The sequence below is a fragment of the Sphingobacterium sp. JUb20 genome, from assembly GCF_004342035.1.
Lineage (GTDB): Bacteria > Bacteroidota > Bacteroidia > Sphingobacteriales > Sphingobacteriaceae > Sphingobacterium > Sphingobacterium anhuiense.
Genome location: NZ_SLYV01000002.1, coordinates 449,814 through 462,577 on the forward strand (window position 1 = coordinate 449,814; position 12,764 = coordinate 462,577).

Sequence of the window (12,764 nt, forward strand, 5' to 3'; positions counted from 1 at the left end):
AGCTAAAACGATTAAACTATTATCAAGCTAAGGATACCTATGCTTGAAATTTTAGATGTACTGGCTATATACGTTGTATAATTAAAAACCAATAAACAAACATGTTTCTTCTTTTAAACGGTTGAAACAAATAAATAAATCTAAAATCACTTTAAAAATTATGAACAAATTTGACGCAAGAACATTTTTGCAGTTGAAGAAAAATTCTAAATTGTTTTTTTCTTTAGCTGTTATTGCTGGATCTATGCAACAGGTAAATGCCTCGTCCGCTACTTTGTCGGGGTATGCGCATGTATCAAAAGCAAAAGAACTTGTTACTAAGCAAGGACAGGTTAGTGGTAAAATTGTGGACAGTAGCGGAAACCCAGTTTCGGGTGTAACGGTTTCTGTTAAAGGAACTTCTGTAGGTACCCAGACTTCTGAGACCGGTAGCTTTAGTATTAATGCGAAAGTAGGGGATATGCTGGTCATATCTTCAGTTGGATTTAAGACCGCGGAGACAAGAGTAAGTAGTACCTCAGGTTTAACCATTCGATTGGAATCTGCCGCAGATGTGCTGGATGAAGTCGTGGTAGTCGGTTATGGTACTATGCGTAAATCGGATGTGACAGGATCTATTGCAATGGTGAAAGGTGCTGATATGATCAAAGATCAAAACTTTAGTCCATTGGACAATTTAAGAGGGAAAGCATCGGGGGTGAATATTTTCTCTAATTCCAGTCAACCTGGTGCTTATGGCAATAAAGTAATTATTCGTGGTATGGGTACTATCAATTCTTCATCAAATCCACTTTATGTAGTGGACGGCGTGGTGATGGAAGATTTTCAATTGCTAAACCCCAACGATATCGAAAGTATTGAAGTATTAAAAGATGCTTCCTCTGCCGCAATTTATGGTGCTCGTGGTGCCAATGGGGTAATTTTAGTAACTACTAAGCGTGGAAATAAAGATGGAAGACGCACTATTAGTTACCAGGGATCAACCAGTGTTAGTTCTCCACAGCGTTATATGGATCTTCTGAATGCGCAGGAGTGGACAGATGCCTTTATGATTGGATTAGAGAATGAGAATAAATATCAGGCTAAATTTTTAACAGAGAAGAATCCAAACTGGAAACCTTGGTCTTTAGATAGAAAAGACTGGTTTAATGATCCCGATTATTTTGATGCCAATGGTAATCCGCTTTATGATACCGATTGGCAAAGAGAGGCAACTCGAACTGCGATCTCTCAAAATCATCAGTTGAGTATGCAACAAGGTGATGAAAAATCTTCTGTAGGTGCTTTTTTAAATTATACGGATCAACAAGGTATCGTTAATAATACATTCAGTAAGCGTTTGAATGGTAAGATGGCTTACGATTCAAAGCCAACTTCATGGTTATCAACTGCGGTGAATTTAAGTGTGAATCATACTTGGGGTCGATATACGCCTGAAGATGGAGGAGGCCAAGATGCCCGTCGTACCATGATTGAGATGCTTCCTTGGCTTCCTGTACGGGATAAATTGGGTGTGTATACAAATTCGGCTTCTTCTAAAATTGCTGATGTACTGGGTTTCGAAGGTATGGCTAATCCTGTTTCAATCTTAGAACTGCAAAAGCGTACACGTTACAATACACAGATTTTTGGTAATGCAGCCTTGACATTTCATTTGGCAGAAGGATTGGACTTGAAAACACAATTTGGTGTTGATAGCCATCAGAAAAGATATCAGGGATATTCATCGATTACTTTGAATAATATTTCTAGACCGAATGGATGGGCAGAAAGAGAGCATACGAATACTTTTTATTGGCAAGAAGAAACGTATTTAACCTATAATAAGCAGTTTGATAAGCATCGTATCAATGCCATGGCTGGTTTATCTTGGCAAGCAAGAACCTATGATTTTGATAACTCAAGAACAGAAGGATTTTTTGATGATTTTTATGAAACAAATAATATGGGAATCGGAATTTTACCGGCTCCTCCAGGATCAAATTGGAACAAGTGGGCAATGAATTCTTATTTCTTAAGAGCCTCCTATTCTTACGATAACCGTTATTCAGCGACTGTTACAAGTCGTTATGATGGTTCTTCTAAATTTGGTAAAAATAATAAATATGCCTTCTTTCCATCAGCTGGTTTAGCCTGGAACGTATCCAATGAGGATTTCTTGAAAGGGAACGAATCAATTAGTAATTTGAAATTGCATACGAGTTACGGATTGACTGGTAACTCAGAAATTGATCCATATAAATCTTTAGCTATTGTTGAGGCTGGAACAATTTTACTCAACAATAATAGAGCGCCATATTCTTTTGTGAGTACCATCGCTAATCCGGATTTAAAATGGGAGAAAACAGCCCAATATGATATTGGAGTGGAGTTGGGCTTGTTTCAAAATCGTTTAAATTTTGATGTGTCTTATTACCATAAAAAGACTACGGATCTATTGCTAGATGCACCTGTTCCAACAGCTTCAGGATTTAGTACGGTTATGAAAAATATTGGCTCAGTACAAAATCAAGGTTTAGATATAATGATCTCGGGAACTGTAGTTTCCAATGAAAACTTCAGCTGGAAATCTTCGCTCAACATGAATTATAATAAAAATAAGGTGTTGAAATTGGGTGAGAATAATGCCGATATCTTAATGAACAGTTGGGTTGGTGGTCCTAATAGCGTAATTCGAGTTGGAGAAAATTTAAATAGTTTTTATGGTTACCGTAGATTGGGTGTGTACACTCAAGAGGATATCAATAATGGTACTGCTACCCTAGGTCAGTTCGGAAGACCAAAGCGTACGACAGAAAAAGAGATTATTGGAAAAGGATTACCAGATTGGACAGGTAGTTTCATCAATAATTTGAAGTACAAAAACTTTGATTTTACGTTAGATCTTCAGTTTGTAAAAGGAGTAGAAGTAATGCAACAGTTTTATCATTCTACTTATGATCGTTTTGGAATTACCAATGGTTTAAAAGAGATCTTGACAGATGCGTATAACGGTACAAATCCCAATACGATGGAGCAGGCGATTTATTTAAGTAATGGAGGACATGCTGATCAGGATACGAATGTCGACGATTCGTGGGTAGCGGATGGTTCGTATATCAGAGTTAATCTCATCCAACTTGGATATACCTTTAATCCGGATGTATTGAAACGTGTAGGGATGTCTAATTTAAGAATATATGCAAATGCTAATAATCCATTCTTATTCACATCCAGTGATTTCAAAGGATATGACCCAGAAAGTACTTCTCAAGGAACTGGTAATTTTGGTCAAAATATGACATTTTTTGCTTATCCAAGAGCGAAGACTTTCTCTTTAGGTGTGAATGTAACTTTTTAAATCGTAGAACTTATCAAAATGAAAAATAAATTAGTAATGTTGTTATTGGCCGGAGTGACTTTGACAACTTCCTGTAATAAATTTTTGGAAGAGAATCCACAATCAAATTTATCATTAGAATATTATTATCAAAATGCTGGACAGGCGGAGGGAACAGTAAATTCTCTTTATCGTCGTGGAGCTCCCCAACGTATCTCTTATGCAAGCAGTGCTTATATCGGCCCTACCGCATCAGTGAGTACAATGTTGACCGGATACTTTACCAATAGCTATGAGGGCCAAGAACGAATTTGTTTGTTTTCAAGGGAATTGACGCGTCAGAATAATACAAACTTGATTTCTGGTACGATGAATACCATTTGGGATGACAGTTATAAGGCTATTAATATTGCTAATGCGGGTCTAAAGTATATTCCTAATATTAACATGGCAGACGCCGCAAAAAATCGTCTGATTGGAGAAGTTAAGTTCTTTAGAGCTTTTAATTACTTCTATTTAGTAAAAACATTCGGTGCAATACCTTTATCTATTACTGCTAATGAGACTTTAAAGGATGATCTTTATTTAGAACGCACACCAGCGGCGAAAGTGTATGAATTAATTGAAGCGGATCTTAAAGAAGCTGTTGAGGTATTACCTGCGGCTAAATTTGCTCAAAATGGCCATAGAATCACGAAGTATGTTGCAGCAATGACTTTGGCGAATGTATATTTACAGCAAGGAAAATTTGCAGATGCTGCTACAGCAGCTAAAATTGTTGTTAATTCAGGCCATAGCATGACTGTCAATACCGATCTAGGTATGAGTAGTGCCTATAATCGTTTGCGTAGTACGGATGACTTGGATGAAGTGATCTACGCTCAGGAATATGACGCAAATATAAATAGTGGAAGTTGGTGGCCAACTTATGCCTTTAACTCTTCCGCAGTATCGGTATTAGATAAATATTCGATCTTTGAACGTGTTTTTGGTCCAACAAAACAATTTTTGAATGTGTATGATACAAAAGATCTTCGTATTCAACCCAATCAATTTTTTCACTGGAAATATACAAATCCAATTAATGGTAAAGTTTGGGAATCTACTGATGCAGGTATTTGGTATTATTTTGATGAACAAGCGTTATTAACTACTGGTAAAGCAACAAAAGATTGGAACTTTTATCGTTACCCTGAAGCTTTATTGATTGCCGCTGAAGCAATTGCTAAAAGTGGTAGTGTGACTGCTGAAGCAGCGGGCTACTTAGCGCAGGTTAAAGCTCGTGCAAATACAGAAGGTAAAACTGTTGCTCAATTTACTTCTGATTTACAAGGTTTATCTGTTGATCTTTTTGTGAAAGAATGTTGGATTGAACGCTTGAGAGAATTTCCATTAGAGTTCAAGATGTGGGATGATATTGTAAGGACGAAGATGTTTCCTGTTATCTCAACTACTGATGCTGGTAAAATAGATTTTGTACCCCTTATTGGTGCTAAAAATGCATCAGGTGCAGTATTTAAAGAGTCTGATCTTTTGTGGCCTATATCGCCGGATGAAATTCAAAGAAATAATAAACTAACGCAAAACGAAGGTTATAAATAGTATAATGAGGCTGTCCAATCAAATTGGACAGCCTTTTTTAAGGATCTAATTATGAGAATATTTAGTTTTTACCTACTTTTTAGTATTACACTTTTGGCGAATGGTTTACAGGCACAGGAAAAAGTACACTTTGATGTTGCAGCCGCGCAGACTATGAAACAGATTTATCATTTATTTGGAAATGTTGAAAACCAGCTTCTATTGGAAAGGTTTCCTTTTGATGAGGGTTTTAAAGCCGATTATTTGAATAACACCGAACAAGCATCGCAGCAAAAGAAATATGCTTATCTATGGCCTTTTTCGGGTAGTTTTTCAGCTGTTAATGCTTTGATGGAGTTGCCCAAGAAAAAAAGAGAATTTCAGAATATACTCGATCAAAAAGTATTGGTCGGCCTTGCGGGGTATCGTGATCAAAAACGCCTTCCTGTGGGATATGCATCATACTTAAATAACGCTCCTGTTTCCGATCGCTTTTATGATGATAATATCTGGCTCGGTATTGATTTTACGGATAGTTATTTGTCGACGAAAAAACAAGATTATCTTACTAAAGCGAAGGAAGTGTGGGCGTTTGTGATGAGCGGTGAAGATGACCTACTTGGTGGTGGTATCTACTGGTGTGAACAAAAAAAAGAATCTAAAAATGCATGTTCTAATGCCCCTGCGAGTGTATTTGCGCTTAAGATGTATGAAGCAACGAACGATAACCATTATTTGGAAGAGGGCAGGAGACTTTACCATTGGACCAAAGAAAAATTAGAAGATCCTAATGATGGCCTTTTTTGGGATAATATGAGCTTAAATGGACATATAGATAAAGCAAAATACTCTTATAATTCGGGTCAGATGTTGCAAGCAGCGGCTTTATTGTACCGGTTGACTCAGGAGAAGCAATATTTGATGGATGCTCAAAAGGTCGGAGAAGCCTGTTATTCTTATTTTTTTCAAGATGTCACAGGACAAGAATTTAAATTGTTAAAAAACAGCAATCTATGGTTTCATGCTGTGATGATGCGGGGATTTATCAGTCTATTTGAACAAGATCATAATCCTAAGTATTTGGCAGTTTTTGCTAATAATCTGCAATATGCCTGGAACCATATGCGGGATGAAAAAGGTTTGTTCTATACGGACTGGACACTTAAAGATAGGAAGGAAACGAAAGGGTTGCTAGATCAGTGTGCATTTGTAGAGATGTATGCGCGACTGGCAAAACTTGGATACTAATAAAAAAATAGGCTGATATAATCAGCCTATTTTTTTATTAAATTATAATACATTGATTCTTTTTCCATCCCATCCCACAGCCTTGACCTGTGTTGTACCTTTTGGAGTATGAACGGTTGTGCTGGAGACGTCATTAGACCCAGCTCCTACAAATGCAATTTTTACAAGTTTATCACCTGCATAGGTTTCAAATGCTACAGCATTTTTCCAAGCGCTGTTTTGAACAATGATTTTATCTTCTTTTTTCTCGAAACCAGAACCTTCGATCCCGTTTAAGGGCAGTCTATTTTTATAAATTGAAGTGCTGTTTGCAGTAATATAATGTAATACCGGTGTGGAAGGTTTCTTATACTTAGATGCATACTGTTTTACGGCTGCAATATCAGCTGCTGTGATGGTCATCTGTGCGCAGGTATAATCATCTACCCAAAGGTCAATAGGGATAAGCATTCCAGACTGTTCAAAGAAATCTGTGAGATCTAATTTTGATGCATCACATGCGTTTTTGATAAACTCGAGTTGGTAGTATGCGTCTTGTTTAGTTGCTGTTGCTGGAGCATTAATTGCTTTCGTGAAGATATCACCATAAAAGTTTTTGTTCTCCCATGAATTTCCTTTTCCTGCGACATTGAAGTACAGCTGTAATTGCCAAAGTGGAACTAGTTTTACGAAGTGATCGCCGCCCCAATCACGTGGACGTTGGCGATCCCACCTGTCTGGACCGGCTTGTGTTAACCAGGGTTGACGGTGTACAAATGCAGATTCCATATAAGCAGTGATACGGCCTCCAATTTTAGGCTCATCATAGTCTTTTAAGCGTTCTCGTTCTAATTTGGGACTATGGCTGTTATACGTATATTGTGTCCATACGGAATAGATGTTATTGGTTACCTCTGTTGTACCTACCCATTTCATATTAGGCCTTACTTGGTTGACATGACCAAACTCATGCGCTACTCCCCAAGAATTTTTCCTAAGATTAGCCACATTTGCGACATCTTTCATGGTATTATCGTGAAATGCAGCGCCGATACCATCAGCATGCATAAATCCTTGCCAGATAACACGGCCAAACATTCTGTTCTTCGGAACTCTTTTTGTTTGTGTCAACCCCATGATTTGGTGCTGGATACCAATTATAGAATCATAAAGTTGGATCAGTTCTACGCCTTGATGGGGGGCATTTTCTTGTAATGATTTTACCGAATATGCAAGTTGTACTTGTTTTCCTACAATATCTAAGATGGGTCCAGAAGCATTTGCTAGCATACGATCCCAATCTTTATTGGTATGCTTACCTCGTTCAAATACATCATTCACTTTTCCACCAAGTATGTGAATGTTGATCTTTTTTGAAGATACTTTGTCTTCTGTGAAATATTGAATGTAAGCATTTCCTTTATTTTCAATTTTCAAAGCATTATAGCCTTCTTTTAGATTGTAGTCTTTTTGTTTGAAGTTTTTATCATCCCAGTTTGTTACGCGTAGCGCAATAGGGCTTCCATTGGTTTTTCCAACCCATACAATAGCTTCATCTCCTGCTGTGAAATAAATACCAGTAGGATTTTCATATTGGGAGTAAGGGCTTGTTTTAAGTCGCTTGCTTAGGCTATTGGGAGATTGATAATTTGTATAAGCGCGTAAACGTTTTTGAATGGGGTAAGATCCTTCTTTTAATTGTCTAGCAGCCTGCTTTAATATCAAATTATTGATATTTTCAATGTCCTGATCTCTGGCATTCTTTTTTACTTGACTGTAATCGTCTTTTGCAAATACTTGGCTATACTGTTGCTGAGCGTAAGACTGTACAGTTATTACAGTTATCAATAAAAAAGTAAATAGTTTATTCATCGTTATTGAATTGGTTTGAAGGTAATTTCAAATATAATCCAAAAGATAGCTTTATTTATGACCTTCATTTAAGACAAACGATTGTGTAATATAGGTTTTACTATTTATAATTTTTTCCATATTTCTTCGGTTACCCACACGGAGTTTGGAAGTTGATATTTCACTCTTATCTGGTGGTCTTTTTCTGTTTTGGAATAAAATAAGATATTGGTTATCCCTTGCAGTGATTTATCATATGAATAATCGATGTCTTCATATATCTGATTATTTAATGCTGTAAATCTACCTGATAATTGTTTGGATCCATTTGAACTGGTAAATATGAAGGATCGATCTGCGTTATACTCTTTTATATTGCCAAAAGAAGTTTTTCTCTTGGTACTGTGCTCTGTCCCATCGGATAGAATCCGAATGTTAGCGATTTCAAGAAGTTTCCATTTACCGACTAAAAGTTTATCAAATCCTGCTGAAACAATGACTTCTTCCAGTTGGTTGGCGGGCCGTGGGATTAATTTTAAAGTTGTTATCTCGTGAGTAAGATCGCTGGTTTTTATAGTGAGCATGTTATAATTGAGATGCGATATTCGTATATTTTTACTTTGTGTATTTCCTAGACCTGCAATTCCATTTTCATCCGAAACGGTTCCATTATTTTCCTCTTCTAAAAATATACTTGCTTTGGGTATGGGGTTTGATGTTGTGGCATCAAGCAGAATAATTTTTTTTAATTGGGCTTGGCACAGATGGGTGCAACATAAGTATATAATTAAAAAGCTTAGAAATACAAGTGTGCCTGAAGGCTGTTTTTGCAATGTGGTCATAATCGTCAGGTTTAGGTTATCTACCTGTATGACTACGACGGATTCAATTAGTTTAAAATAAAAATTCCCTTTACATAATCTGTAAAGGGAATCGCTATAATGGAATTTAGATAGTTATACGTTGACCGTAGCATCCATTTTAAAATCGTCATCTTTCAAGTGTACGATTTCCATTGATTTTTCGTAGTTTGTTGATTTCTTCGAGAAGAAGTCATGTTGCGTTGTTTCTGTATTTAGGCCATTTAAAACAATTGGGTTCACCTGCTTCACTTCAAAGATCGGATCAAATCCAAGATTCATTAATGCCTTATTACCGTTGTAACGAACATATTCTTTTACCTCTGCTGTTAAACCAACTTCGGTATAGATTTCCTCTGTATATTTCATCTCGTTATCGAACAATTCGTTCAATAAATTGATGAATTTCTGTTTCACTTCTTCTTGATTTTTTAGTTTTTTGAAGACTTCTTGTGCCATTAATCCAACGAAAACACCGTGGATAGACTCATCGGCAATAATTTTTTTGATGATATCTGCTGAAGCAACCATTTGTCCTTGACCACATAACCACAATGGTAAGAAGAAACCTGAATAAAATAGAAATGACTCAAGAAGCACTGAAGCTGCCAGTGTCATAAATAATTCTTCATTTGTTGGATTCTTTTTGTCTAATACATGGTAATAAGAGTCAATGGTGGATGCTTTGAATTGCAAAAATTTATTTTGTTCAACCCAACCAAAAATATCATTGATTTCGTTTGTAGTAGATACCGTTGTAAAAATAGTCGAATATGATTTTGCGTGGATCGCCTCCATCATACACATATACGATAATACAGCCTTATTTTGTAACGATTCTGTATGTTCGATGATTTTTGGCATTCCTGTATGGCTCTGTAAAGTATCTAACAAAGTCAATCCGCCCAATGCTTTTTTGTAGCATTCTTTCATTTCCCAGCTTAATCCTTTCCAACTATCAATATCTTTTGAAGGGATATATTCGGTATCAATCCAGAATTGTCTAATATTTTGCTCCCAAAACATCAAGGCATAATCATTATCTGGCGTATTCCAGTTTACAGCAGTATATTGTTTACTCATTATTTTACAGCGAGAATTATTGAATGTATATGTTAATAGCGCTATTCAAAAGTTTTAATAACTTTTGAATAGCTTATGGGTTTTATTTTAAATGAAGTTTATGCTGAACAAGAAACACAATCTTCAATAGATGACTTACGTGTACGCGTATAATACAATGATTTTAATCCTAATTTATGTGCATAAATGTAGTATCTAGATAGATCACGTGTATTATCTTTAGAATTTGTATGTAAAATAGTACTTACTCCTTGATCAATGTGACGTTGGATTACAGATACTAATTTAAGTACCTTGAATTGATCCATGTCGTATGCCGATTTGAAGTAGAAGTAATTATCATTTGTCAAATAAGGCATTGGGTAATAGGTTGTACTATCTCCATATTCGCGAACTTCGATGATATCCACAATCGGCATAACAGAAGCGGTTGCGTTCATGATATAAGATGTAGATTGGTTCGGTGCAATAGCCAAACGATAAGCATGATAAATACCGTGCTCTTGAACTTCTGCTTTCAATTTTTCCCAATCTTCAATTGTTGGAATATGTACTCCTTCAAATAATTCTTTAACCTTATCTGTTTTTGGCAAATAATCGCGTTCTGTATATGTGTTGAAATATGATCCATCTGCATAAGCTGACTTTTCAAATCCTACAAATGTTCTTTGACGGTCACGTGCGATTTCCATCGATGCTTCCAAAGAGTAGAAGTTCATCATCATAAAGAATGCATTGGCAAAGTCTAATGCTTCCTCCGATTCGTACATAATAAAGCTTTTCGCTAAATAACCATGTAGATTCATAGCTCCAAGTCCTACTGAATGTAATTCTTTATTTGCTTTGGCGATAGAAGGAACCATTTTGATATCTGTTACATCAGATACCATTGTTAAAGCACGCATTGCTAATTTAACAGATTCTTTAACACGCTTATTATCCATTACGGTAGCAATATTCAAGGAACCTAAGTTACACGAGATACCATATTTGATTTGATCTTCTTCTCCGTAGATATTTATTTCTGAAACTTCAGACACCTGCATGATCTCAGTACATAAGTTTGAGAATTTTACTTTACCAATGCCATTCAATGCATGAGCACGGTTGGTGTTTTCTTTGTAGAAGATATAAGGATAGCCGGACTCTTTTTGTGTCTGTGCAACCTTTACTAACATGTGACGGGCGTTGATTTTCTTTTTCTTGATATTCGGATTGGTAATCAACTCTTCGTACATCTTGTCCATATCCATTTCATCCAATGGAATGCCGTATTCCAGCATCACAGTATGTGGATATATTAAGTAACAGGCTTCATCTTTTTCAGCTAATTCCATGAATTTATCAGGAATAATGATACCTATAGAAAGGGATTTGATACGTACTTTCTCATCCACATTGATTTTTTTACAGTCTAAGAACTCTTCAATGTCAGCATGAAAAATGTTTAAGTATACAGCTCCAGCACCAGGACGCTGACCCAGTTGGTTGGCATATGAGAAAGTATCTTCCATGATTTTCATGATTGGAAGAACACCTCCTGCGCGACCTTCAACTCCTTTGATGGCTTCGCCACGAGCACGAATTTTCGAGATATTGAATGAAACTCCGCCTCCGATGGAAGATAATTTCATTGCTGAATCAACCGCATAGCCGATACCATTTAAATTGTCACCAATTTCATCTAAGAAACAAGAAACCAATTCTCCAGAACGTTTTTTACCTGCATTTAAGAATGTTGGTGTTGCTGGTTGATATTCTTGATTGATGAATAATTCGGCATAAGCAATTGCTTTTTCTACACCTTCGTGACGCGCTAAAAATAAAGCTACTGCTACGACACGGTCTTCATAACGTTCTAAGAACTTTTCTCCAGAATCGTCTCTTAACGCATAGCTTTGGAAAAATTTAAACGCAGCCATGAAAGAGGCAAAGCGGAATTTTTTTGCGAAAACAAAATTATAGACCGTTTCCATTTCTTCGTATGTAAACCATTCGTAGAAATTGATATAGTAATTTTGCTCAATTAAGTAATCGATTTTTTCTTTTAAAGTATAAAAGAACACCGTGTTCTTATTTACATACTCTAAAAAATAGGCACGTACGGCCTCTTTATCTTTATGTAAGCTAAACTCGTCATCATGTTTAATCATGATTTCGTTGTTAAGCAATATCCAGTTTTTTGCTACCTCGTTTGCTACCATCGCAGTTGTTCTTTATGATGTCAATAAATTGGTTAATATCCTCCATTGTACCAGACAATTCAAATTTGAAAGCCAATGGGATGTCAAAGTCAGCTGAAATTTTATCCGCGGCAAGTCCAAAGTTCTGTCCCCAGTTGCGGTTCCCGCTCGAAGTGACCGAATATATTTTAGACGCGTTTGCTGTCATAAATATGCGGGTCGTTTCGGGCATTTGTCCGAAATTAGTTGTGAACGTTACGAGATGCCCCGATTCTTCAGCAATAAGATCTGCGGTTATTTTATGAGCATGCCAGCCTGTGATTTGGGTAAGCTTGTCCATAAAACGTTGCACATTTCCAGTTTTGCTATCGTAATAAATATGTATCATGGATTATAAAAATTTGATACCAGATTATTATTATAATGCGATCGCTCCTAATTCTTCAGGCTTAAATCCAATGATACGGTGTTGAATTTCGTCATTTTCCAAAACGATTACGGTCGGAACTGTGCGAACTTTAAATTTTGCAGCTAAATCTGGTTGGTCAAATGGGTTGATAGACTCATATTTGATACCTTTTTGATCTAGATATGCAGATACTTGCGCACAAGGTGCACAATCGTTTTTCTCGAATTTGATGATTCTTGCCATGATTATAC

9 protein-coding genes are annotated in these 12,764 nt (G+C 36.4%); 3 read left to right on the top strand and 6 right to left on the bottom strand.

What is annotated here, in order from left to right; genetic code table 11:
* Window positions 1–160: 160 nt before the first annotated feature.
* Genes EDF66_RS05120 through EDF66_RS05130 form a run of 3 tightly spaced genes read left to right on the top strand, consistent with a single transcriptional unit; the run spans window position 161 to window position 6,148 of the window.
* Window positions 161–3,340 (top strand): SusC/RagA family TonB-linked outer membrane protein, encoded by a 3,180-nt coding sequence (locus tag EDF66_RS05120; protein ID WP_207898462.1) that lies wholly within the window; start codon window positions 161–163, stop codon window positions 3,338–3,340.
* Window positions 3,341–3,358: 18 nt separating this feature from the next.
* On the top strand, window positions 3,359–4,921 hold the full coding sequence (locus EDF66_RS05125) for a RagB/SusD family nutrient uptake outer membrane protein (protein ID WP_132841056.1): 1,563 nt from the start codon (window positions 3,359–3,361) through the stop codon (window positions 4,919–4,921).
* A gap of 51 nt (window positions 4,922–4,972) precedes the next feature.
* Window positions 4,973–6,148, top strand: coding sequence for a glycoside hydrolase family 76 protein (locus tag EDF66_RS05130; RefSeq protein ID WP_132841058.1), 1,176 nt, complete (start codon window positions 4,973–4,975; stop codon window positions 6,146–6,148).
* Window positions 6,149–6,190: 42 nt separating this feature from the next.
* Here EDF66_RS05130 and EDF66_RS05135 read toward each other — a convergent pair whose 3' ends face one another.
* From EDF66_RS05135 to EDF66_RS05160, 6 genes are all read right to left on the bottom strand, one after another.
* Window positions 6,191–7,999 (bottom strand): M60 family metallopeptidase, encoded by a 1,809-nt coding sequence (locus EDF66_RS05135; RefSeq protein ID WP_132841059.1) that lies wholly within the window; start codon window positions 7,997–7,999, stop codon window positions 6,191–6,193.
* A gap of 104 nt (window positions 8,000–8,103) precedes the next feature.
* Entirely contained in the window at window positions 8,104–8,820 is a 717-nt protein-coding gene (locus EDF66_RS05140; RefSeq protein WP_132841060.1) for a carboxypeptidase-like regulatory domain-containing protein, read from the bottom strand.
* Window positions 8,821–8,934: 114 nt separating this feature from the next.
* Window positions 8,935–9,921 carry a class 1b ribonucleoside-diphosphate reductase subunit beta gene (gene nrdF, locus EDF66_RS05145; protein ID WP_021191849.1) on the bottom strand — a complete coding sequence of 329 codons (987 nt, stop codon included), beginning with the start codon at window positions 9,919–9,921 and terminating at the stop codon, window positions 8,935–8,937.
* A 98-nt stretch (window positions 9,922–10,019) separates the two neighbouring features.
* Window positions 10,020–12,125 (bottom strand): class 1b ribonucleoside-diphosphate reductase subunit alpha, encoded by a 2,106-nt coding sequence (gene nrdE / locus EDF66_RS05150; RefSeq protein WP_132841062.1) that lies wholly within the window; start codon window positions 12,123–12,125, stop codon window positions 10,020–10,022.
* Window positions 12,085–12,492, bottom strand: a complete 408-nt coding sequence (nrdI, locus tag EDF66_RS05155) for a class Ib ribonucleoside-diphosphate reductase assembly flavoprotein NrdI (RefSeq protein ID WP_132769222.1) — start codon at window positions 12,490–12,492, stop codon at window positions 12,085–12,087. Before nrdI ends, nrdE begins: the two co-directional genes overlap by 41 nt.
* Window positions 12,493–12,522: 30 nt before the next feature.
* Window positions 12,523–12,756: a thioredoxin family protein gene (locus EDF66_RS05160; RefSeq protein ID WP_021191847.1), complete on the bottom strand. Its 234-nt coding sequence runs from the start codon at window positions 12,754–12,756 to the stop codon at window positions 12,523–12,525.
* Window positions 12,757–12,764: the final 8 nt, after the last annotated feature.

Bases quoted from the DNA above. Each gene is read 5' to 3' on its own strand.
- EDF66_RS05140 (WP_132841060.1), bottom strand. From the start codon at position 8,820: ATGACCACATTGCAAAAACAGCCTTCAGGCACACTTGTATTTCTAAGC.
- EDF66_RS05125 (WP_132841056.1), top strand. From the start codon at position 3,359: ATGAAAAATAAATTAGTAATGTTGTTATTGGCCGGAGTGACTTTGACA.
- EDF66_RS05120 (WP_207898462.1), top strand. From the start codon at position 161: ATGAACAAATTTGACGCAAGAACATTTTTGCAGTTGAAGAAAAATTCT.
- EDF66_RS05130 (WP_132841058.1), top strand. From the start codon at position 4,973: ATGAGAATATTTAGTTTTTACCTACTTTTTAGTATTACACTTTTGGCG.
- nrdF (WP_021191849.1), bottom strand. From the start codon at position 9,921: ATGAGTAAACAATATACTGCTGTAAACTGGAATACGCCAGATAATGAT.
- nrdI (WP_132769222.1), bottom strand. From the start codon at position 12,492: ATGATACATATTTATTACGATAGCAAAACTGGAAATGTGCAACGTTTT.
- nrdE (WP_132841062.1), bottom strand. From the start codon at position 12,125: ATGGTAGCAAACGAGGTAGCAAAAAACTGGATATTGCTTAACAACGAA.
- EDF66_RS05135 (WP_132841059.1), bottom strand. From the start codon at position 7,999: ATGAATAAACTATTTACTTTTTTATTGATAACTGTAATAACTGTACAG.
- EDF66_RS05160 (WP_021191847.1), bottom strand. From the start codon at position 12,756: ATGGCAAGAATCATCAAATTCGAGAAAAACGATTGTGCACCTTGTGCG.